This window comes from Pseudomonas frederiksbergensis, assembly GCF_035751725.1.
Classification (GTDB): domain Bacteria; phylum Pseudomonadota; class Gammaproteobacteria; order Pseudomonadales; family Pseudomonadaceae; genus Aquipseudomonas; species Aquipseudomonas frederiksbergensis_A.
This window is the reverse complement of sequence record NZ_CP142104.1, coordinates 481,352-503,291: the sequence shown is the minus strand read 5'-3', so window position 1 is coordinate 503,291 and position 21,940 is coordinate 481,352. Positions and strand designations below refer to the sequence as shown.

Genomic DNA, 21,940 nt, shown 5'->3' with positions numbered 1-21,940 from the left:
ACGGTCACATCCCAACCAAAAGCCGAGAATGCCAAGGATGAATGAAGTGACCAAGAAAGCCGTGATCGTTTTCAGCGGCGGCCAGGATTCCACCACCTGCCTGATCCACGCATTACCCCAGTACGACGAAATCCACTGCATCACCTTCGATTACGGCCAACGCCATCGCGCCGAGATTGAAGTGGCGAAGGACCTCGCCAAGCATTTTGGCGTGACGGCCCATAAAGTCCTGGACACCACGTTATTGAACGAACTGGCGGTCAGCAGCCTGACTCGCGCCAATATTCCGGTTCCCTCGGCGAACAGCAGCAAGGACGGCCCGCCTAATACATTCGTGCCGGGTCGCAATATTCTGTTTCTGACGTTGGCGTCGATCTATGCCTATCAAGTGGGGGCTGAAGCGGTGATCACCGGTGTGTGCGAAACGGATTTTTCAGGGTATCCGGATTGCCGGGACAGTTTTGTAAAAGCCATGAACATCGCGATCGAAACCGGCATGGATTACAAATTGCGCATCGAGACTCCGTTGATGTGGCTGAACAAGGCAGAGACCTGGGCCTTGGCGGATTATCACAACCAGCTGGAACTAGTGATGAACCGTACGCTGACTTGTTATAACGGCGTGGTGGGCAGTGGGTGCGGGGGCTGTGATGCTTGCAGTCTTCGCGCAGGAGGGCTGAAGGCTTTTACTGAAAATAGGGAAAGGGTTAGCAAGACACTAAAAAATAAAATAAATATATAAAAAACACTTAGACCGATGGCCATCAAATTGACGGCCATCCTCTTCAGGCAGGCGAGCCCCGACGATTCATCAAATAATCAACGCCAACTCAACAATCAAGAGGGTTTCGTCATGAAAAGATACAGGCCCGTCACCGGTACCGAGTGCATCATCGCTTCGTTATTGATCGACATAGAAGCACCGCTGGACGTCTTGCACGAAACCGCGTGCCGACCGCATTCGCGCCGCCACCCAGTTTCTTGAAACCTGGCATTCGAAGGGGGGCCTATAGCGAATTGGCTCGTGTGCTGGTGGTTTCATTGCGCGAAGACTGCGATTTGCTGGATGTCGTGGGGCGCCGCTTGCAGTCGCAGGTTGCAACCTGACAAAGAAAAAGGCGCCTTGCGGCGCCCTTCGGAAACGCGGCTCCTATATCAGGGGAACATAGCAGTGTCGTTATACTTGCGAAGAATTACCTAAACTTGATCAGCACAGCTGCAATTATCATCCAGACCAAGCTAAAGATCATAAGTGTAAAATCAACGATCAAAAGACGTTTCAAGCCTGCCGGAAAGATTGCGTAATCGGATGAGTCCAAGTCGCCGAGGCGAATGTGCGTTTTGGGCATCATAATCATCGCCGTGTTTTTCGTTATTTCCATGACAGACCAAATCCAACCGCGCCTCCCCAGACACGGCCCCCAGAGATAAATATAACCACTGTTTTTCAGTGCATCTTTTAAAGCATTCAAACGACAATGACCGAGATACACACAGCATATAACTCCCGCAACTACAAAAAGCGCCCAGCCACCGGCAATAACTAGGGCAAGCCATGGAGGCCAAGTATCGATACTGTTCATGGATGTGTAACCTCATAAAATTTATCGCCTGTATATTCGCCAGCCTTACCGCCGTAAGTTGCCCCCATCCATCCACCCGTACCTACCAATGCTGCGACACAGATAACGCCTCCGACGCCTGTCGAGACGCCAAGAGCCAGGCACATCGAAGCGCCGGCAACTTTGCCGATCCTTCCTCCCACCGCGCCACCCGCAGTGGACAAGCAGAATTTTCCGCTCTCGGTAACCTGACCCGCTCACAAGCCTCCTCTGCCCCCCCATTGCACACAGCCTGAACCGCCAACACCGAAGACACCCCACCAATCCCAATCCCGACATACCCGCCCATCTGCATATATCTCGCAGCACGACTGGTGCTTTCCACATGCGTGGCGTACCCCGGTATCTGCCCCGGCGCACCGCGCGTTGTTTCAGTGGTGCACCAAGCTGCCGCTGGAGATGTCAATGGCTGGAAGTCATCTAAGCTTTACCAATAGCGCTCCGAACTTCGCGGACGAGCTGTCCGTTATTCATCTAGCGTTGATGGATTATTCGAACTGGATCAACACGGCTACGACTGCCATCCAGGCGAGGCCGATATAGATTATCGTCATCTCAATTAATAGGAGGCGTTTCAAATAACGAGGGAAGTTCTCGATATCAACAGGGTCTACCTCCCCGATAGCGATTGATGCTCTAGGCCAAAGCACCATTCCGGCAATTTTTCCTATCTCTAAGAGCGACCAAACCACCCCCCGCCTCCCCAGGCTCGGCCCCCAGAGATAAATATAGTGGCTGTTCTTCAAGGCCTCCTTTATCGCATCCAGATGGCGTTGGCTCAGGTATAGACCGAATACCGCCCCTACAAAGCTCAATAGGATCGGGCCCCCATTCAAAATGAGGAGGCCCCATACAGGCCACCCGCTGATCAAGGCTCTATAACGTCATACAATAACTCACCGATGGCCTCCCCCCTTTGACCGCCCACCGTTGTGCCTGCCCATGAGCCGGCTGCCACCACAGTCGCAATACAAATAACGCCTCCAACACCGGTAGTAACTCCAAGCGCCAAGCAAACAGCGCCACTCGCCGCACAAGCGCCTATCCCCCCAGCTACCCCGCGGAAAGTAGACCCAACAAATTTCCCTCCCTCAGTAAACCTGGCCCGCTCACAAGCTTTCTCTGAACCCCCGTTGCAAACAGCCTGAACCGCCAGTACCGAAGAAACCCCACCAATCCCAATCCCGACATACCCACCCATCTGCATATATTTCGCTGCACGACTGATGCTCTCCACATGCGAGGCATACCCCGGTATCTGCCCCGGCGCGCCAGCCTTGTTCCAGTGATGAACCAGACAACGGCTGGAGACGCCAATGGCTGGAATCATCTAAGCCTTACCAATAGTGCCCCGAGCATTATCCCAATCGACGCAACAAGCATCATCGCCACATAAATGTTCAGAAGTCGTTTCAGATGGAGCGGAAAGTTCTCGATATCGCCAGCGCTTACATCCCCAAGTTGAACGTATGCCCCTGGCCAAGTGACCATTCCGGCAATTTTGTTGACCAGCACCCATCCTCCGAACCGACCCTGTCTCCGCCATGCGGCCCCCCAAGTAGAGACATAACTGCCGTTGCGCAAAGCCTGCATCATAGAGTCCAGATGTCGATGACCTAGGTACAGGTTGAATACGACACAAAAAAAGGCCAGCAGATGCGGACTGCCAACAACAATGACAACAACCCAGGGCGACCAACTATCAATGCGAATCACGGTTGGGTACTCTCAAAAATAATCTCACCTATTGCCTCGCCCCCTATTCCGCCACCAGTCGTCCCTGCCCATGCGCCGGCCGCAACCACCGCCGCAACACAAACAACTCCCCCAATCCCCGTAGAAACACCAAGTGCAAGGCAAACGGGAGCACTCGCCCAAGAAGCAAGCCCCCCTATAGCTATTCCTCCCGTAGTCGATCCAACAAACTTCCCTCCCTCGGTAAACCTGACCCGCTCACAAGCCTCCTCAGAGCCCCCGTTACACACAGCCTGAACCGCCAGCAACGAAGACACCCCACCAATCCCAATCCCGACATACCCGCCCATCTGCATATATTTCGCAGCACGACTGGTGCTTTCCACATGCGAGGCATACCCCGGTATCTGCCCCGGCGCGCCAGCCTTGTTCCAGTGATGAACCAGACTGCGATTCGAAATGCCGAGGGCAGTCTTCAGCTTGGGGTGGTCGCCCAGTGTCGTATGGCCGCGCAGGCGGGTGGAGTTCAGCAAATGAGCATCCAATTGGGCGAGCAGAAGTTTGCGCTCGGTAAAAAACTGCGTTGACTTGAGATGGCCGTGCTGGCGATAGCTGTCCTGATGCAAGCGCTCCATGGCTTGCAGGGTGTCGCGCAGGCTGGTCAGGTGTTTTTCCATCACCACGGCGCTGACACCGAGCCAGGTCGAGGTCTGGCCGGTGAAGCTGGCAATCTCGGCCGCGTAGCGGTGCATGAAGTCGGCTTGTTCGGCTGTCAGGTCTTCGAGCGCAGCATTCACCGTTTCCGCTGCCGCCATCACCTGAGCTTCTTCGCGGGTGCATTGCAGATTGTTCGGGTCGCTCAGCACGATCATCGAACCGGCTTTTACAACATCGCGGTGAGGGTTCAACGCTCGGAATTTGCGCATCACCTGCGGGTCGGGCGCGGGGAATAACGTGGCTTCCAAGGCTTCACGGCTCACGCTTTTAGGGACGACGAAGAAGCCCGGTTCCTGAGGCTCCAGGCGGGTGGATGCTCCGAACGGCAGTTGGCTTGAGGGGGTGAAGCTCGAATGCCGCGGTGCAATCGACGCGTCCACGGCGTGTTGAGAAGCCGGTTGAGCGGCGCGACTGGCTTGCGGTGCAGGGCTTCCGTTCTTGTAGCTGGCCGTGAATACGGAAGGTAGCAGGCGTGCGTTGCAGGGGCAGCCACTTTGGCTTTCCAGCGTACCTGCCATGAGCCGGCCATTGCTGGTCATGTGGGTTATACCGCCGATGATCCGATACGTTTTGCCATCCTTGCCGCACGTTACGCGGTCACCTTCACAGGCATGAAGGAGCCCGCCCAGGCTGAAGCTTGCGTCCCCATCCAGAACCTTCCCACCACAGGTGGTTTGGTCACCTAGCCCAATGTAGTAACCCCGGTTCATTGGATGGCATCCTTCGCCCCATCTGACCGCAGGCCGGCTCCCTGCGCCTGTTCAGTCCCGGGCAGGAAGTCATCCGCCAACGGCACGCCCTCACGGGCAATGAGCAACAACGCGCCTTGTGGCGTATTGATAATTTCATCGCCATTGCTCAGGACGCTGCCCACCAGCGCAACATGACAGTTGCCCTCGCCCGCGCCAGTGACGATCCGCGCAGTGCGGCCATCGGCATACACAACCTGATCGCCCTTGCACGCTGCGCTGACTTGGCGTCCGTCCGCCAACGGCAGTTCAAACGACGCCGAACCTCGCTGGATAACCCCGCCATCGCGAGTCTGGCTGCCTTCGGTGGCGACTCGGTAAATGGCGATCGGTGGATGAACCTGGGCGTACGCCTGTCGTCGGTGGACGATCGCTAACCCGTGTTCGTCGAAACCGGCAAGTTGCTGATCCGTGAAAGGTGAGTCGTCCAGGCGACGAAGATACTCAGCGGATGCTTCGTTGGTATAGGCGAGTTGCAGAGATGCGTGCATTTTTTCAAGGCTCCTACCCAGGGGTCGCTGTTCGCTTGGCCTCTGCCAAGTCGAACGAATTCAGAGCTATGAATAAAACGTTGTGGCGCGGGTAAGCCGCAATTACGAAGAAGAGGCATTTGGAGCGAAAAAGACGTTTCGCACAGGGAAGTATTCGTCTTCCTACATGCTTTGCGGTTCTGCTGCGCGATTTGCTCGAAAACGAGGCACTTACTGATACACCGCCTTCGGAGCAGGCTCGCACCCACATGGGTCTATAGAGTCTGCAAAGGTCATTTGCTTTTCGGATAACAGTCGCATCAGGAACCAATAGGGAACGCCCCAACGGAATGCGTGTTTTCCTAAAGTAAGAGGCGTTTTCCTTGCCGCTTGTCGGGACTGTCATCTTTGACAGTATCGCTGGAGTTCTCGATAGCTTCAGGCTCTCAGTGTCTGAAGCAGCGCCTTCATTTGGACGAGGCGCCGCCACTCATGCTTTTCATGAACACAAGCCGGCCCAAAGTGGATAAGAAACTGCAAAACACCATCGCTTGGTCGGGAACAGCTACAACGGGTTCCCAACCTTGTCCCCAGTTCACAGTGGACCCAGGCACAGTCCTCGTGGATGGCGTGTTGTTCAGGCATGAATCTGCAGATGTGAAGGGCAGATGTCTTCACTATCTGATTGGCGGAGACGGTGAATACCCGGTCTTGCTGGCGCATGGTTTCTCCAACAGGCGGCTTGACTGGAAAATACTGCTGCAGCCATTGGTGCGGGTTGGATTTACGCCCATCGTTCTAGACTACAGTGGGGCTGGCGAAACTGCGGTTTGGGAAAGTGGCGATGGCAAAAAAGACATGATCTGCGAGCTACACGAACTCGTAACTCTTCTAAATATCAAGCAGGTCAATATCGTTGCTCATACAAACACAGGCGACCGGCGAGGCAATTCTGGCGCGCTCGACGAAACGAAATAACGGAGGTCCATGTTCAATCTCCCCCGCCCATGCAGATGCGGTATAGGAACCAAAAGCTGGAGAGGCTAACGAGGCCTGAACGAAGAAGGGCGCCTTTCGGCGCCCTTCTTGAGCGACTCGGCAGGAGGCTCCCATGCTGTCCCGTTCAGGTACTGGCATGCAATTTCAAACCCAACGCTTTTACTGCTTTCAAAATGCTACCAAATTCAGGGTTTTCCTTCGCCCGACAAGGCTCGGTAAAGATTCTCCCTGGACAACCGGGCGTCACGGGCCACTTGCGACATTCCACGAGCCCGCGCAGTGGCCAGCCGGAAAAGGTAGAACTTCGAATAATCTCCGTCATGCGCGCGGTGTAGCTTTTGCGCTACACACGCAAAGCTCTGCATCACCTCAAGCGTCATCCCAACCAAGCCCCTACACCGCCACCCCACCCGTCAACAACGCCACAAACGCCTTCGCCATGGGCGACCGCTGGTCCTTGCGCTGTACCAGCCACACCGCCGAAACCGCCGCCGGATCGAGCAGCGGTCGGTACACCACACCGTCGATACGCATCCGCTGATACGACGCCGGCAGTACCGAGACGCCCAGCCCTGCCGCGACCAAACCAATAATGGTCATGGCTTCGCCGGCTTCCTGGGCGAAATGCGGGCTGAAGCCGGCGTCGCGGGCCAGGTTGAGGAGTTGCGCGTAGAGGCCGCTGCCGTAGCTGCGAGGGAAAAACACGAATGGCTCCTGGGCCAAGGCCGAGAGAAACAGGCCGTCTTCGTTGCCTTGGGCCAAGGGATGCTTGGCGCTGAGCACGGCCACCAGCGGTTCGCGGCTGAGTTCGATTTCGGTCAAGGTGTCGGGCAGCGGCAACGGTCGCATAATGCCCACCTCGATCACTTCGTCCATCAACGCGTCCGCGACTTGGGTACTGCTCATTTCTCGGAGGTTCAGGTGAACGGCGGGAAAGCGCTGGCGAAAGGTAAAAATCGCCTGGGGGATCGTGGAGTTGAAAGGCGCCGATGAGGTGAATCCGATCTTCAGCTCACCCAACTCTCCCAATTGCGCACGGCGGGCTACGTCGGCGGCTTTGTCGACCTGGGCCAATACCCGTCGCGCCTCTTCCAGGAACAACCGCCCGGCCTCGCTCAGTTCGACCCGACGGTTGGTGCGATCGAACAGCCGTGCGCCGATCTCTTGTTCCAACGCCTGGATCTGCTGGCTCAAGGGCGGCTGGGAAATGCCCAGCGCCAGCGCGGCGCGGCCGAAGTGCAATTCTTCGGCGACGGCGATGAAGTAGCGCAAATGCCGCAGTTCCATGGGAAAGCCTATAGGTCGTATAACGTCTTAAATAGGTCGAACAATATATTGGATAGAATCATTAGCTGGCTATATGCTTTTTCCCATTGCCTGCCTGGCCGTGCTCCTCCGAGGTCCATCGTGAAAACTGCTGCCGCCCCACTCGCCCATGAAATTCCTCCCCGTGCCCAGGATGATGTCGCCGCCGGATTGAAGGACATCTACATCGAGAAGGGCACGCCGATGTTCATGCGTACGGTGCTGGCGCTGTTCTGCGGAGGCTTTGCGACGTTTGCCCTGCTCTATTGCGTACAACCGATGATGCCGCTGCTGTCCAAGGAGTTTTCCATCAATGCGGCGCAGAGCAGCCTGATCCTTTCGGTGGCGACCGGACTGCTCGCCGTCGGCCTGTTGATCACCGGCCCGATTTCCGACCGAATCGGCCGTAAATCGGTGATGGTCGCGGCACTGTTCGCCGCGTCGGTGTGCACGATCGCCAGCGCGATGATGCCGACCTGGCAAGGCGTATTGCTGCTGCGCGCCTTGGTGGGGTTGTCGCTGAGCGGGTTGGCCGCGGTCGCAATGACCTACCTGAGCGAAGAGATTCACCCCAAGCACATCGGCCTGGCGATGGGCCTGTATATCGCCGGCAATGCCATCGGCGGCATGAGTGGTCGCCTGATCACGGGCGTATTGATCGACTTCGTCAGCTGGCACACAGCGATGTTGGTAATTGGTGGCCTGGCGCTGATCGCGGCGGCAGTGTTCTGGCGGATCCTCCCCGAATCACGCAATTTCCGTCCCCGCTCGCTGCACCCGCGCAGCTTGCTGGACGGGTTCATCATGCACTTTCGCGACGCCGGGTTGCCGTTGCTGTTTCTCGAAGCCTTCGTATTGATGGGCGCGTTCGTGACGCTGTTCAACTACATCGGCTACCGCCTGCTGGCCGCGCCTTATCAGTTGGATCAGGCATTTGTCGGACTGCTTTCGGTGGTTTATCTGTCGGGGATCTACAGTTCGGCGAAAGTCGGTGCCATGGCTGACAAGCTCGGGCGCCGGAAAATGCTCTGGGCAACCATCGCGCTCATGTTGGCGGGGCTTGTCCTGACCCTGTTCACGCCGCTATGGCTGGTGATCATCGGCATGCTGGTGTTCACCTTCGGCTTCTTCGGCGCTCACTCAGTCGCCAGCAGCTGGATTGGCCGGCGTGCGCTCAAGGCAAAGGGGCAGGCTTCGTCGTTGTACTTGTTCAGCTACTACGCCGGTTCGAGTGTCGCCGGTACGGCGGGGGGCGTGGCGTGGCACCTGGGTGGTTGGAACGGAACCGGACTGTTCATCGGCTCGCTGCTGATCATCGCCCTATTGATCGCACTGAAGTTGGCCAAGTTGCCACCACTGGGCGAGATAAAAGCCTGAGATGCGTGGGCCAGTGGCGGGAGCGAGTCGGCTCGCTCCCGCTACGAGTCAGTCGTGGTATTGCGCCGACAACTCATGCACCGCCCGCAGGAATGCACCGGCGTGTTCCGGGTCGACTTCCGGCGTGATGCCATGGCCAAGGTTGAACACATGGCCGCTGCCCTTGCCGTAACTGGCCAGGATGCGCCCGACTTCAGCGCGAATGGCTTCAGGCTTGGCGTAGAGCACCGTTGGGTCCATGTTGCCTTGCAGGGCGACCTTGTGACCGACGCGCTCGCGAGCGTTGCCGATGTCGCAGGTCCAGTCCAGGCCCAGGGCGTCGGCACCGGACTCGGCGATGCTTTCCAGCCACAGCCCGCCGTTCTTGGTGAACAGGATCACCGGGACTTTGCGACCTTCCTGCTCGCGGATCAGGCCACTGACGATCTTGCGCATGTAGGCCAGGGAAAATTCCTGGTACGCCGCCGCCGACAGGTTGCCGCCCCAGGTATCAAAAATCTGCACCGCTTGGGCACCGGCCATGATCTGGCCGTTGAGATAGGACGTGACCGACTGCGCCAGCTTGTCCAACAACAGGTGCATGGCTTGCGGGTTGTCGTAGAGCATCGCCTTGGTCTTGCGGAAGTCCTTCGACGAGCCACCTTCGACCATGTAGGTCGCGAGCGTCCATGGGCTGCCGGAGAAGCCAATCAGCGGCACACGACCGTTGAGTTCACGGCGGATAGTGCTGACCGCGTCCATGACGTAGCCCAGGTCCTTCTGCGGATCGGGAATCGGCAGGGCCTCGATGTCGGCCAGGGTGCTGACGACTTTCTTGAAGCGCGGGCCTTCGCCGGTCTCGAAGTACAGGCCTTGGCCCATGGCGTCGGGGATGGTGAGGATGTCGGAGAACAGGATCGCCGCGTCCAGTTGCGGGTAGCGGTCCAGCGGCTGCATCGTGACTTCGCAGGCGAACTGCGGGTTCATGCACAGGCTCATGAAGTCACCGGCCTTGGCGCGGCTGGCGCGGTACTCCGGCAGATAGCGACCGGCCTGGCGCATCATCCACACGGGGGTGACGTCCACGGGTTGCTTGAGCAGGGCGCGAAGGAAGCGGTCGTTCTTCAGGGCAGTCATGTCGGCATCCGGAAAAAAAGTGCGGGCATTTTCTCAGAGCGCGACGCAAAAGGCACGGCAAGAGCCGTGCCTTTTATCTATCGGGGCAATTTGTCGCGGGGGAACGCAGTCTTCTAACACCTCAATGCAACTGTGGGAGCGGGCGTGCTCCCACATGTTGGACTGCATTTCAGCTCGGGACCGCGGTCAGACCCCCAGGTAATCCAGGATCCCTTCCGCCGCATTGCGGCCTTCGAAGATCGCCGTCACCACCAGGTCGGAACCGCGGACCATGTCGCCACCGGCGAAGATCTTCGGGTTGCTGGTCTGGTGCTTGTACTGGCCCTGTTCCGGCGCCACGACGCGGCCCTGGCTGTCGGTCTGGATGCTGAATTGCTCGAACCACGGCGCCGGGCTCGGGCGGAAGCCGAAGGCGATGACCACGGCGTCGGCCGGGATGATCTCTTCGGAGCCCGGGATCGGCTCAGGGCTGCGGCGACCGCGGGCATCCGGTTCGCCGAGACGGGTCTCGACCACCTTCACACCTTCGACCTTGTCTTCACCGACGATGGCGATCGGCTGGCGGTTGTAGAGGAATTTAACGCCTTCTTCCTTGGCGTTCTTCACCTCTTTGCGCGAGCCGGGCATGTTCGCTTCGTCACGACGGTAGGCACAGGTCACCGACTTGGCGCCCTGGCGAATCGACGTGCGGTTGCAGTCCATCGCCGTGTCGCCACCGCCGAGCACCACGACCTTTTTACCCTTCATGTCGACGAAATCTTCCGGCGACTTTTCAAAGCCCAGGTTGCGGTTGACGTTGGCAATCAGGAAGTCCAGCGCGTCATAGACGCCCGGCAGGTCCTCGCCGGCAAAGCCGCCCTTCATGTAGGTGTAGGTGCCCATGCCCATGAATACGGCATCGTATTCTTCGAGCAGTTGCTCCATGGTCACGTCCTTGCCCACCTCGGTGTTCAGGCGGAACTCGATGCCCATGCCGGTGAAGACTTCGCGACGATTGCTCAGCACGGTCTTTTCCAGCTTGAACTCGGGGATGCCGAACGTCAGCAGGCCGCCGATCTCGGGGTTCTTGTCGAACACCACCGGGGTCACGCCACCACGTACCAGCACGTCGGCGCAGCCCAGGCCCGCCGGACCCGCGCCGATGATCGCCACGCGCTTACCGGTCGGCTTGACCTTGGACATGTCCGGGCGCCAGCCCATGGCAAACGCGGTGTCGGTGATGTATTTCTCCACCGAACCGATGGTGACCGCGCCGAAACCGTCGTTAAGGGTGCAAGCGCCTTCGCACAGGCGATCCTGCGGGCACACTCGACCGCAGACTTCCGGCAGGGTGTTGGTCTGGTGGGACAGCTCGGCGGCCTGGAGGATGTTGCCCTCGGCCACCAGCTTCAACCAGTTGGGAATGAAGTTGTGCACCGGGCACTTCCATTCGCAGTACGGGTTACCACAACCCAGGCAGCGGTGGGCCTGGTCGGCCGACTGCTGGGGTTTGAACGGCTCGTAGATTTCCACGAACTCTTTCTTGCGTTGACGCAACAGTTTCTTCTTCGGATCCTTGCGCCCGACATCGATGAACTGGAAGTCGTTATTCAGACGTTCAGCCATTGTTAAAACCTCATCAAACTCTTCAGGCGCATATCACTGCGGGTTGGCACGGGTGCTGGAAAGCAACGACTTCAGGTTGGCCGCCTTTGGCTTGACCAGCCAGAAACGACGCACGTAGTCATCGAGGTTCTCGGCGAGTTCACGACCCCACTCGCTGTCGGTTTCCTCGACGTACTCGTTCAGCACGCGTTGCAAGTGGCTGCGGTAGGCTTCCATCGCCTCGCCGCTGATCCGCTGGATTTCCACCAGTTCGTGGTTGACCCGGTCAACGAAGGTGTTGTCCTGGTCGAGCACGTAGGCGAAACCGCCCGTCATGCCGGAACCAAAGTTATAACCGGTCTTGCCCAATACGCAGACGAAACCACCGGTCATGTATTCGCAGCAGTGATCGCCGGTGCCTTCCACTACCGTGTGGGCGCCGGAGTTACGCACCGCAAAACGCTCGCCCGCAGTGCCGGCGGCGAACAACTTGCCGCCCGTGGCGCCGTAGAGGCAGGTGTTGCCGATGATGGCACTGTCCTGGGTCCGGTAGACACTGCCCTTGGGCGGAACGATAACCAGCTTGCCGCCGGTCATGCCCTTGCCCACGTAGTCGTTCGCGTCGCCTTCCAGGTACATGTTCAGGCCGCCAGCGTTCCAGACGCCGAAGCTCTGCCCGGCCGTGCCCTTGAAGCGGAAGGTGATCGGTGCATGGGCCATGCCTTGGTTGCCATGCTTGCGGGCGATTTCACCGGAGATCCGCGCGCCGATGGAACGGTCGCAGTTGCAGATATCCAGGGTGAACTCGGCCCCGCTCAGGTCGTTGATCGCCGCAGCGGCCATGTCGACCATCTTCTCGGCCAACTCACCCTTGTCGAACGGCGGGTTGCGGTCGACATGGCAGAACTGAGGCTTGTCCGCCGGAATCAGATCGCTGCCCAGCAACGGGGTCAGGTCCAAGTGATGCTGCTTGGCGGTCTGGCCTTCGATCACTTCCAGCAGGTCGGTACGGCCGATCAGTTCTTCGAGCGAGCGCACGCCCAGCTTCGCCAGCCACTCACGGGTTTCTTCGGCCACGTAGGTGAAGAAGTTCACCACCATGTCGACGGTACCGATGTAATGATCCTTGCGCAGCTTGTCGTTCTGGGTCGCCACGCCGGTGGCGCAGTTGTTCAGGTGGCAGATGCGCAGGTATTTGCAGCCCAGGGCGATCATCGGCGCGGTGCCGAAACCGAAGCTCTCGGCGCCGAGGATGGCAGCCTTGATCACGTCCAGGCCGGTCTTCAGGCCACCGTCGGTCTGCACCCGGACTTTGCCGCGCAAGTCGTTGCCGCGCAGAGTCTGGTGGGTTTCGGCCAGGCCCAATTCCCACGGTGCGCCGGCGTACTTGATCGAGGTCAGCGGCGATGCACCTGTGCCGCCGTCGTAGCCGGAGATGGTGATCAGGTCGGCATAGGCCTTGGCCACGCCAGCGGCAATGGTACCAACGCCGGCTTCCGCCACCAGTTTCACCGAGACCAGCGCCTGGGGGTTGACCTGCTTGAGGTCGAAGATCAGTTGCGACAAATCTTCGATCGAGTAGATGTCATGGTGTGGCGGTGGCGAGATCAGGGTCACGCCGGGCACCGCATAACGAAGCTTGGCGATCAGGCCGTTGACCTTGCCACCAGGCAGCTGCCCACCTTCGCCGGGCTTGGCGCCCTGGGCCACCTTGATCTGCAGCACCTCGGCGTTGACCAGGTATTCCGGCGTCACACCGAAGCGGCCGGTTGCCACCTGCTTGATTTTCGAACTCTTGATGGTGCCGTAGCGCGCCGGGTCTTCGCCGCCTTCGCCGGAGTTGGAACGCGCACCGAGGCGGTTCATGGCTTCGGCCAGGGCTTCGTGGGCTTCCGGGGACAACGCACCGAGGGAAATACCGGCCGAATCGAAGCGCTTGAGCACCGATTCCAACGGCTCCACTTCATTGATGTCCAGCGGCGTGTCGAGGATCTTGACCTTGAGCAGGTCGCGGATCATCGACACCGGACGGTTGTCCACCAGCGCGGTGTATTCCTTGAACTTGCTGTAGTCCCCCTGCTGCACGGCGGCCTGCAAGGTATTGACCACGTCCGGGTTGTAGGCGTGATATTCGCCACCGTGGACGAACTTCAGCAGGCCGCCCTGCTGGATCGGCTTTCGCGGGCTCCAGGCTTCGGCGGCGAGGGCTTTCTGCTCGGCTTCGATGTCGACGAAACGGGCACCCTTGATACGGCTCGGCACGCCACGGAAGCTCAGCTCGCAGACTTCCTCGGACAGGCCGATGGCTTCGAACAATTGCGCGCCACGGTACGAGGCGATGGTCGAGATGCCCATCTTCGACAGGATCTTGAGCAGGCCCTTGGTGATGCCCTTGCGGTAGTTCTTGAACACCTCGTAGAGGTCGCCCAGCACTTCACCGGTACGGATCAGGTCGCCCAGCACTTCGTAGGCCAGGAACGGATAGACCGCCGAAGCACCGAAGCCGATCAGCACCGCAAAATGATGCGGATCGCGTGCGGTAGCGGTTTCCACCAGGATGTTGGAGTCGCAGCGCAGGCCTTTTTCGGTCAGGCGATGGTGTACCGCGCCAGTGGCAAGCGAGGCGTGGACCGGCAGCTTGCCCGGGGCGATGTGACGGTCGGTCAGGACGATCTGGGTACGACCGGCGCGCGCCGCTTCTTCAGCCTGGTCGGCAATGTTACGGATCGCCGCTTCCAGGCCGACGCTTTCGTCGTAGTTAAGGTCGATGACCTGACGCTCGAAACCGGGACGATCGAGATTGGTCAGCGAGCGCCACTTGGCCGGGGAAATGACCGGTGAGCTGAGGATCACCCGCGAGGCGTGCTCCGGCGACTCCTGGAAAATGTTGCGCTCGGCACCGAGGCAGATTTCCAGGGACATCACGATCGCTTCGCGCAGCGGGTCGATAGGCGGGTTGGTCACCTGGGCGAACTGCTGGCGGAAATAGTCGTACGGCGTGCGCACGCGCTGGGACAGCACGGCCATCGGGGTGTCGTCGCCCATGGAGCCGACCGCTTCGTAGCCCTGCTCGCCCAACGGACGCAGCACCTGGTCACGCTCTTCGAACGTCACCTGGTACATCTTCATGTACTGCTTGAGTTGGTCGACGTCGTAGAAAGCCGAACCGTGGTCGTTGTCTTCCATGGTCGCCTGGATGCGCAGGGCATTCTTGCGCAGCCATTGCTTATACGGATGGCGGGACTTGAGGCGGTTGTCGATGGCGTCGGTGTCGAGGATCTGGCCGGTCTCGGTGTCTACGGCAAAGATCTGCCCCGGACCTACGCGGCCCTTGGCGATGACGTCCTGGGGCTGGTAGTTCCAGACACCGATTTCCGAGGCCAGGGTGATGAACCCATTGGTCGTGGTGACCCAGCGCGCCGGACGCAGGCCGTTACGGTCCAGCAGGCACACGGCGTAGCGACCGTCGGTCATGACGATACCGGCCGGGCCGTCCCACGGTTCCATGTGCATGGAGTTGTATTCGTAGAAGGCGCGCAGGTCCGGGTCCATGGTCTCGACGTTCTGCCAGGCTGGCGGAACGAGCATGCGCACGCCACGGAACAGGTCGATGCCACCGGTCACCATCAGCTCGAGCATGTTGTCCATGCTCGAAGAGTCCGAGCCGACGCGGTTGACCAGCGGGCCGAGTTCTTCGAGGTCCGGCATCAAGTCATTGGCGAACTTGGTGCGGCGGGCCAGGGCCCAGTTGCGGTTGCCGGTGATGGTGTTGATCTCGCCGTTGTGGGCGAGGAAGCGGAATGGCTGGGCCAGCGGCCATTTCGGCAAAGTGTTGGTGGAAAAGCGCTGGTGGAAGACGCAGATTGCGGTCTTCAGGCGCTCGTCGCTCAGGTCCGGATAGAAGGCGGTGAGGTCCGCCGGCATCATCAGGCCTTTATAGATGATGGTCTTGTGGGAAAAGCTGCAGATGTAGTGGTCGGTGTCGGCGGCGTTGGCCACCGACGAACGACGACGGGAGCTGAACAGCTTGATCGACATGTCCTGGTCGCTCAGGCCTTCGCCTGCGATGAACACCTGCTCGATCAGCGGCAGGCGCTCAAGGGCCAGGCGGCCGAGGACGCTGGTGTCGATCGGCACTTTGCGCCAGCCGACGAGCTGCAGGCCGGCGGCCAGGATCTCGCGGTTCATGTTCTCGCGAGCGGCTTGTGCCTTTACCGGGTCCTGATTGAAAAACACCATGCCCACGGCGTACTGCTTGGGCAAGGTCACGCCAAACGTTTCCTGGGCAATGGCACGCAGGAACTCGTCAGGCTTTTGAATCAGCAAGCCACAACCGTCACCGGTCTTGCCGTCGGCGTTGATCCCACCACGGTGGGTCATGCAGGTCAGGGCCTCAATGGCCGTTTGCAAAAGGGTATGGCTGGGCTCGCCCTGCATATGGGCTATCAGGCCGAAACCGCAGTTATCCTTGAATTCATCTGGTTGGTACAGACCTGCTTTCATAGACACTTTCTCACCAGGCTGCCTCTTGACGAGGCAAATTTCTTTTCAATTCAACCAGTTGCATTCCGCGCCGAACGTACGCCAGCTTTGCGGGGGCAAAAGGGAGGTCATTGTACACACCGACACAGGGGCTCACAAATTTGACGACGAACTGTCGCAAATCCATGTCGCATTTGTGAAAGGTTTAAAGCTATATGCTGTGCTAGTCAAAACTTTTTTGGGTTCGACCGCTACGACTCAAACGCTACTGTGACGCAGACACCACAAGGCGCGCGGCCTGAAAGGTCGCCCGCCCTTGCGGAAATTTTGAGGTTGCCGGGAGAGGCGGCCTGGGTAAGGCCGCCGAATCATCAGCGAGTTGCTGCCAGTTCCTGTTGGACGCTGGCGACAGTGCGAGGCCAAGGTTTACCAGCCTGAACCTTCGCTGGCAAGGTTTTGATGGCGGAAACGGCTGCATCACGGTTGGCAAAGCTGCCATAGGTGATCACATACAGCGGCTTGCCGTTGAGCACCTTCTTGAAATAACGGTACTCGCCGCCCTGTTCCTTGACGAAGTTCTGCGCTGCGGTTTCGGAGCTGGTGCCGAGGATCTGCACCACGTAGTTGCCTGGCGCCTGGCCGGCGTACCAGCTACTGCCAGCGGCCTTGGCCGGGGTAGCGGCAGGCTTGCTCGCCGGTGCGGGTGCCGTCGGCTTGGCCGCAGGTGCGGGAACCGGGGCAGGCTTGGCGGTGGCAACTTGAGTGGGCGCCGGGGTCGGCTTGGCGGCCGGAGCCGGTGCAGGTGTCGGCGCAGGACCGGCCGGAACGCCCGCAGGCGGTGCGGTGGTGGTCACGGTAGGCGGCACGTCGCTGGTGTCTTCGATCGGAGGCGGTGCACCGTCATCACCTTCTGTGATGCCCCCTGCGGCTTCGGCCAGGGGACCCCGCATGACCGGTTGCGAGTTGCCGACCAGCGGCAGCGGCATCGGCTGGGTATTGCCGGCGAATTCCACTGCCGGGGCGCCGCCGTTGGGTTGCGGCGTGCCCTGGCCGAGAGGCAACTGTGCCTGTTCGTTGGCAGGTGCGCCAGTGGTTGGTGCCTTGCTGCGACCCGGCATCAGCCAGGCGGCAGCCACCGCGACCACGACCACGGCGGAAATCGCCAATACGTGCTTCTTCGGCATCTTGAACCCCATACTTGGACGCTTCACCGCTGAGCGGCTGGCGATCATGATTTCGATCAGAGCATCCCGGGCGACCTGGTTGATGTTTCCTGGCCAGCCGTCGGAGCTTTCGTGAATCTCAGATATCTGATCCGCGGTGAAAAGTTCGATACCCCGGCCGGCGCCCTCAAGACGCTGGGCCAGGTATTCCCGGGTTTCTTCCTCGGTATAGGGCGCCAGTTCGATGACGTGGAAACGCTCTTCCTCAAGGTTCAGTTGCTCAAGGTCGGCGATCAGCGAAGACTCGCCGAACAAGAACACATGGGGACGGCCTTCGGGCGCACCGGCAGCCAGGGCCAACAGGGCTTCCAAGGCTGATTCGTCGAGTTGCTCGGCATCGTCCACCAACAGATAGACTTCCTGCCCCGTCAACGCCAACTGCACGATCTGGTCGAGAATCGCACCGATTTCCGCCTGGTCGACATTCAGCGCCTGGGCGACCTGACGCAATACGCCGGCTGCGTCGCCAGCGCCACGGGCCGATACCACCACGCTTTGCACGGATTGCTTGTTGGTGCTGGCCACCAGGGCCTGGCGCAGCAAGGTCTTGCCGCTGCCCTGGGGGCCAGTGACGACCAACAGCAACTGGCTGTAGCGCGCCAGGTGATGCAACTGCCCCAGCACCGGCTTGCGTTGGGCGGGGAAAAACTTGAAGCCCGGGACCCGCGGTGCAAAAGGGTCATGACTCAATTGGAAATGGCCGAGGAAAGCCTCGTCGGCATGCAAACTAGTCATCGGAATCTTATTAACCTTTAAGCTGAGCCAGGGCGCGATAATCCGCTCCCAGCGTGGCCTGTAGAACTTCTTTCGGATAATCGTCGGTCACCACCGCTTCGCCCATGTGGCGCAGCAGCACCAGGCGCAGGCGACCGTCGATCACTTTTTTGTCGATTGCCATGTGTTCAAGGAAATCCGCCTCGCTCATTTCTTCAGGCGGCACCACCGGCAACCCGGCACGCTGGAACAGGCGGATCCCACGATCGCGCTCCTGCTCACTGATCCAGCCCAGGCGCGCAGACATCTCCAGGGCCATGACCGTACCTGCCGCAACCGCCTCGCCATGCAGCCAGACACCATAGCCCATGTGGGTTTCGATGGCATGGCCAAAGGTGTGGCCCAGGTTCAGCGTGGCACGTACACCTGACTCCCGTTCATCGGCACCGACCACGGCGGCCTTGGCGGCGCAGGAACGTTCGATGGCGTAGGTCAGGGCCGCCTGATCCAGCGCACGCAGGCGGTCGACGTTGTCTTCGAGCCAGCCCAGGAACGGCTCGTCGCAGATCAGGCCGTACTTGATGACCTCGGCCAGCCCTGCGGACAGCTCGCGCGCCGGCAGGGTCTTGAGCGTCGCAGTGTCGATCAGCACCACGTTGGGCTGGTAGAACGCGCCCACCATGTTCTTGCCCAACGGATGGTTGATACCGGTCTTGCCGCCTACCGACGAGTCGACCTGAGAGAGCAGCGTGGTGGGTATCTGAATGAAATCGACACCGCGCTGATAGCAAGCCGCGGCAAAGCCGGCCATGTCGCCGATCACGCCGCCACCCAGGGCAACCACGGTGGTGCGGCGGTCGTGCCGGGCGGTCAGCAGACCGTCGAAAATCAACTGCAGGGTTTCCCAGTTCTTGAAGGCCTCGCCGTCCGGCAACACGACGGAAATGACCGAATAAGCCGACAGGCTACGAGCCAGGCGTTCCAGATACAAAGGGGCGACGGTTTCGTTGGAGATGATTGCGACTTGCCGCCCGGCGATGTGCGGTGCCAGCAGTTCGGGCTGGTCCAGCAAGCCCTCGCCAATATGAATCGGGTAGCTGCGCTCGCCCAGGTCGACCTTAAGTGTCTGCATGTGTCCCCACGGTGAAGATGAAATCAGGCGTCCTGCCTGCAATTGACAAAATTCCACGGTGCCTGCTGTGGCGCCAGTTAATGGCCATCCGCCACGCCCATACGGGCCAAGGCGGGACGCCGAGGATAGCGCATTTCGCGCCGCGCATTAACGGGGGGGCAATTGTTGCAGTCGATCGAGGATTTCCAGCACCACCATCCGTGGCGGCCGCTCGTCGGTTTCGATGACCAGGTCGGCGATTTCCCGATACAAAGGGTCACGCACCTCCAGCAGATCCCGCAGGGTCTTGGCCGGATCGGCGGTTCGCAGCAGTGGCCGGTTGCGATCGCGGGCGGTACGGCCGACCTGCTGTTCGACCGAAGCATGCAGGTAGACCACTCGTCCGCCGGCGTGCAGTGCCCGACGATTGGCTTCGCGCATCACCGCGCCGCCGCCGGTCGCCAACACCACGCCGTCGAAACCGCACAGCTCGGCAATCATCGCCTGCTCACGGTCCCGAAAGCCCGGCTCGCCTTCCTTATCGAAGATCCATGGGATATTGGCACCCGTGCGCAATTCAATTTCCTTGTCGGAATCTTTGAAAGGCAGGCGCAGCTCTTTGGCCAGCAAACGACCGATGGTGCTTTTTCCAGCCCCCATCGGTCCAACAAGAATCAAATTTCGCACAGAATCAACGACTCACAGCAATCGCCTGGTTGTTCATGATACGCGGAGTGAGAAACACCAGCAGCTCGGATTTTTTCTCCGAGACTACATCACGCCGGAAAAGGCGGCCAAGATACGGCACATCGCCAAGAAATGGCACCTTATCTACAACCTTGCTCTGAGTATTTGAGAAAACGCCACCAATCACAATGGTCTCGCCGTCATTGACCAGCACCTTGGCGTTGACCTCGTTTTTCTTGATCGGCGGTACATCCTGGACCTTGTTCAGGTAATCCGGCTCATCCTTGGTGACCTTGACCTCCATGATGATGCGGTTGTCCGGGGTGATCTGCGGCGTAACCTCCAGCGACAACGAGGCTTCCTTGAACGACACCGAGGTGGCGCCGCTGGAGCTGGCTTCCTGGTAGGGAATCTCCGTGCCCTTGAGGATTTTCGCGGTCTCCTTGTCGGAGGTCACCACCTTGGGCTGGGAAACGATCTCGCCATTGCCGGTTTTTTCCATGGCCGTCAGTTCAAGGTCCAGCAGCACGTTGTCGGTGATGAAGGCGATGCCGATCCCGGACGTATTGCCTGATGCACCGAGGTCGACAAACGGTTGGTTGGTGCTGGTGCTGCCTGGCGTACCAATCGTAGTGGAGTCTCCAGTGGTCACACCGGAAGAATTCCAGTTGCCCTTGTTCTGTATCGAGCCACCCCAGCGCACGCCCAGGCTCTTGTCATAATCGACGTTGGCCTCGACGATCCGCGCCTCGATCATCACTTGGCGCACCGGGATGTCCAATTGCGCAACGATTCGGCGCAGCTCGTCGAGCCGGTCCTGGGTCTGGTAGGCGATGATATTGTTGGTTCGCTCATCAACCGTGATCGTGCCCCGTTCGTCCGCCTTCGCCTCGGCACTGGTGACCGACTGGAACAGCTTGGCGATGTCGGCGGCCTTGGCATAGTTGACCTGCAACAGCTCGCGCCTCAGCGGTGCCAGGTCGGCAATCTGCTTCTGGGATTCGAGCTCCTGGCGTTCGCGTGCCGCAATCTCGTCGGCGGGTGCTACCAGCAGGACATTGCCGACCTTGCGCTTGTCGAGCCCCTTGGTCTTGAGCACCAGATCCAGTGCCTGGTCCCACGGCACGTTCTGCAACCGCAGGGTGATGCCACCCTGCACGGTGTCGCTGGCCACCAGGTTCAGGTTGGTGAAATCGGCGATGAGTTGCAGCACCGAACGCACTTCGATGTCCTGGAAGTTGAGCGACAACTTCTCGCCGCTGTAGGCGGCGCGATCGCTGTTGCGTTTCTGCAAGTCCTCGACCGTCATCGGCCGGACGCTCACGGTCAACTTGTTGTCGGTCTGGTAGGTGGAATAGTCGAAGGTGCCGCTGGGTTCGATGCTGATGGTTGCGCGGTCGGAGCCGGCGCTGCCATTGACGAATTGCACCGGGGTGGCGAAATCCTTGACGTCCAGGCGTACCCGCAGGGGTTCGGGCAACTGGGTCCTGGGGAAATCAAGGATGATCTTGCCTTCGCGTTCCTGAATGTCCGGCGCAATGGACGGATCGGACAAGTCGATGACCACGTTGCCTTCGCCTTGTGTCCCGCGCTGGAAGTCCACCCCACGGATCGCCTTGCCTGCCGGCGCACTGGACCTGGTGAAGGACGGGGCGGATCCCGCCGGCTGCGGTGCCAGCGCGGCGGACCTGGCGGTCGCGCCCTTGCCCACTATCACGAAGAGGTTGTTGCCTTCGATCCGGGTGTCATAGGGCGCCAATTGGGTCAGGCCAATGATCAGCCGGGTACGATCGCCCGCCTCGACCACGGTGGCGCTGCGTGCATTGCCTCCTCCAAGATCGTGACTCTTGCGGGCCAGTTGGTTGGTTACCCCGGGCAGATCCAGCGCGATTCGGGCCGGCTGTTCAGTGGTATAGCCCCGGGGCGTGGGTGGCGGCCCATCGAAGCTGAGCTTCAGTTCCACGCGGTCCCCCGGCAACGCCGCAACGTCGAGTGTCTTCAGGCTGGCCCCAAGAACCATCGGCGACAACAGCGCTGTCCATAGCGAAATACCGAGGGCTGAAAAAATCCTGTTCATTATTCGAATTCC

Annotated in this window: 14 protein-coding genes and 2 pseudogenes; 4 read left to right on the top strand and 12 right to left on the bottom strand. The window is 59.8% G+C overall.

Annotated features, from left to right (window positions below):
- Positions 1-46 precede the first annotated feature (46 nt).
- On the top strand, positions 47-742 hold the full coding sequence (gene queC / locus VQ575_RS02275; RefSeq protein WP_039592577.1) for a 7-cyano-7-deazaguanine synthase QueC: 696 nt from the start codon (positions 47-49) through the stop codon (positions 740-742).
- Between the two features lie 111 nt (positions 743-853).
- Positions 854-1,107: pseudogene (locus VQ575_RS02270) on the top strand (hypothetical protein).
- 86 nt (positions 1,108-1,193) lie between these two features.
- On the opposite strand, the gene VQ575_RS02265 reads toward VQ575_RS02270, so the two are convergent.
- From VQ575_RS02265 to VQ575_RS02255, 3 genes are all read right to left on the bottom strand, one after another.
- Positions 1,194-1,583, bottom strand: coding sequence for a hypothetical protein (locus tag VQ575_RS02265; protein WP_039592441.1), 390 nt, complete (start codon positions 1,581-1,583; stop codon positions 1,194-1,196).
- Between the two features lie 1,751 nt (positions 1,584-3,334).
- Positions 3,335-4,744, bottom strand: coding sequence for a PAAR domain-containing protein (locus VQ575_RS02260; protein WP_039592439.1), 1,410 nt, complete (start codon positions 4,742-4,744; stop codon positions 3,335-3,337).
- Positions 4,741-5,274: a hypothetical protein gene (locus VQ575_RS02255; protein WP_039592438.1), complete on the bottom strand. Its 534-nt coding sequence runs from the start codon at positions 5,272-5,274 to the stop codon at positions 4,741-4,743. Before VQ575_RS02255 ends, VQ575_RS02260 begins: the two co-directional genes overlap by 4 nt.
- 471 nt (positions 5,275-5,745) lie before the next feature.
- On the opposite strand from VQ575_RS02255, the gene VQ575_RS02250 reads away from it, so the two are divergent.
- Entirely contained in the window at positions 5,746-6,231 is a 486-nt protein-coding gene (locus VQ575_RS02250; RefSeq protein WP_052742359.1) for an alpha/beta fold hydrolase, read from the top strand.
- A gap of 145 nt (positions 6,232-6,376) precedes the next feature.
- On the opposite strand, the pseudogene VQ575_RS02245 reads toward VQ575_RS02250, so the two are convergent.
- Together VQ575_RS02245 and VQ575_RS02240 are read right to left on the bottom strand one after the other, a co-directional pair.
- Positions 6,377-6,617, bottom strand: a pseudogene (locus VQ575_RS02245) (addiction module antidote protein).
- A 28-nt stretch (positions 6,618-6,645) separates the two neighbouring features.
- The gene (locus VQ575_RS02240) at positions 6,646-7,539 is read right to left on the bottom strand and encodes a LysR family transcriptional regulator (protein WP_039592437.1); all 894 of its coding nucleotides are present in this window, start codon (positions 7,537-7,539) and stop codon (positions 6,646-6,648) included.
- Between the two features lie 153 nt (positions 7,540-7,692).
- Between VQ575_RS02240 and VQ575_RS02235 the strand changes: the two genes are divergently transcribed.
- Entirely contained in the window at positions 7,693-8,934 is a 1,242-nt protein-coding gene (locus VQ575_RS02235; protein ID WP_411829959.1) for an MFS transporter, read from the top strand.
- A 48-nt stretch (positions 8,935-8,982) separates the two neighbouring features.
- On the opposite strand, the gene hemE is transcribed toward VQ575_RS02235, so the two are convergent.
- From hemE to pilQ, 7 genes are all read right to left on the bottom strand, one after another.
- A complete protein-coding gene (hemE, locus tag VQ575_RS02230) occupies positions 8,983-10,050 on the bottom strand; it encodes a uroporphyrinogen decarboxylase (protein ID WP_039592435.1) in 1,068 nt (355 codons plus the stop codon).
- A 186-nt stretch (positions 10,051-10,236) separates the two neighbouring features.
- A complete protein-coding gene (locus VQ575_RS02225) occupies positions 10,237-11,655 on the bottom strand; it encodes an FAD-dependent oxidoreductase (RefSeq protein WP_039592434.1) in 1,419 nt (472 codons plus the stop codon).
- 33 nt (positions 11,656-11,688) lie between these two features.
- Positions 11,689-16,137: a glutamate synthase large subunit gene (gene gltB / locus VQ575_RS02220; protein ID WP_039592433.1), complete on the bottom strand. Its 4,449-nt coding sequence runs from the start codon at positions 16,135-16,137 to the stop codon at positions 11,689-11,691.
- A gap of 350 nt (positions 16,138-16,487) precedes the next feature.
- Positions 16,488-18,074, bottom strand: a complete 1,587-nt coding sequence (locus VQ575_RS02215; RefSeq protein WP_039592432.1) for an AAA family ATPase — start codon at positions 18,072-18,074, stop codon at positions 16,488-16,490.
- A gap of 10 nt (positions 18,075-18,084) precedes the next feature.
- Positions 18,085-19,185: a 3-dehydroquinate synthase gene (gene aroB / locus VQ575_RS02210; protein ID WP_039592431.1), complete on the bottom strand. Its 1,101-nt coding sequence runs from the start codon at positions 19,183-19,185 to the stop codon at positions 18,085-18,087.
- 147 nt (positions 19,186-19,332) lie between these two features.
- Positions 19,333-19,851, bottom strand: a complete 519-nt coding sequence (gene aroK, locus VQ575_RS02205; RefSeq protein ID WP_039592430.1) for a shikimate kinase AroK — start codon at positions 19,849-19,851, stop codon at positions 19,333-19,335.
- Positions 19,852-19,855: 4 nt separating this feature from the next.
- Positions 19,856-21,928 carry a type IV pilus secretin PilQ gene (gene pilQ, locus VQ575_RS02200; protein WP_039592429.1) on the bottom strand — a complete coding sequence of 691 codons (2,073 nt, stop codon included), beginning with the start codon at positions 21,926-21,928 and terminating at the stop codon, positions 19,856-19,858.
- Positions 21,929-21,940: the final 12 nt, after the last annotated feature.

Bases quoted from the DNA above. Each gene is read 5' to 3' on its own strand.
- VQ575_RS02260 (WP_039592439.1), bottom strand. From the start codon at position 4,744: ATGAACCGGGGTTACTACATTGGGCTAGGTGACCAAACCACCTGTGGT.
- pilQ (WP_039592429.1), bottom strand. From the start codon at position 21,928: ATGAACAGGATTTTTTCAGCCCTCGGTATTTCGCTATGGACAGCGCTG.
- VQ575_RS02215 (WP_039592432.1), bottom strand. From the start codon at position 18,074: ATGACTAGTTTGCATGCCGACGAGGCTTTCCTCGGCCATTTCCAATTG.
- VQ575_RS02225 (WP_039592434.1), bottom strand. From the start codon at position 11,655: ATGGCTGAACGTCTGAATAACGACTTCCAGTTCATCGATGTCGGGCGC.
- hemE (WP_039592435.1), bottom strand. From the start codon at position 10,050: ATGACTGCCCTGAAGAACGACCGCTTCCTTCGCGCCCTGCTCAAGCAA.
- gltB (WP_039592433.1), bottom strand. From the start codon at position 16,137: ATGAAAGCAGGTCTGTACCAACCAGATGAATTCAAGGATAACTGCGGT.
- VQ575_RS02265 (WP_039592441.1), bottom strand. From the start codon at position 1,583: ATGAACAGTATCGATACTTGGCCTCCATGGCTTGCCCTAGTTATTGCC.
- aroB (WP_039592431.1), bottom strand. From the start codon at position 19,185: ATGCAGACACTTAAGGTCGACCTGGGCGAGCGCAGCTACCCGATTCAT.
- VQ575_RS02255 (WP_039592438.1), bottom strand. From the start codon at position 5,274: ATGCACGCATCTCTGCAACTCGCCTATACCAACGAAGCATCCGCTGAG.
- VQ575_RS02250 (WP_052742359.1), top strand. From the start codon at position 5,746: ATGCTTTTCATGAACACAAGCCGGCCCAAAGTGGATAAGAAACTGCAA.
- VQ575_RS02240 (WP_039592437.1), bottom strand. From the start codon at position 7,539: ATGGAACTGCGGCATTTGCGCTACTTCATCGCCGTCGCCGAAGAATTG.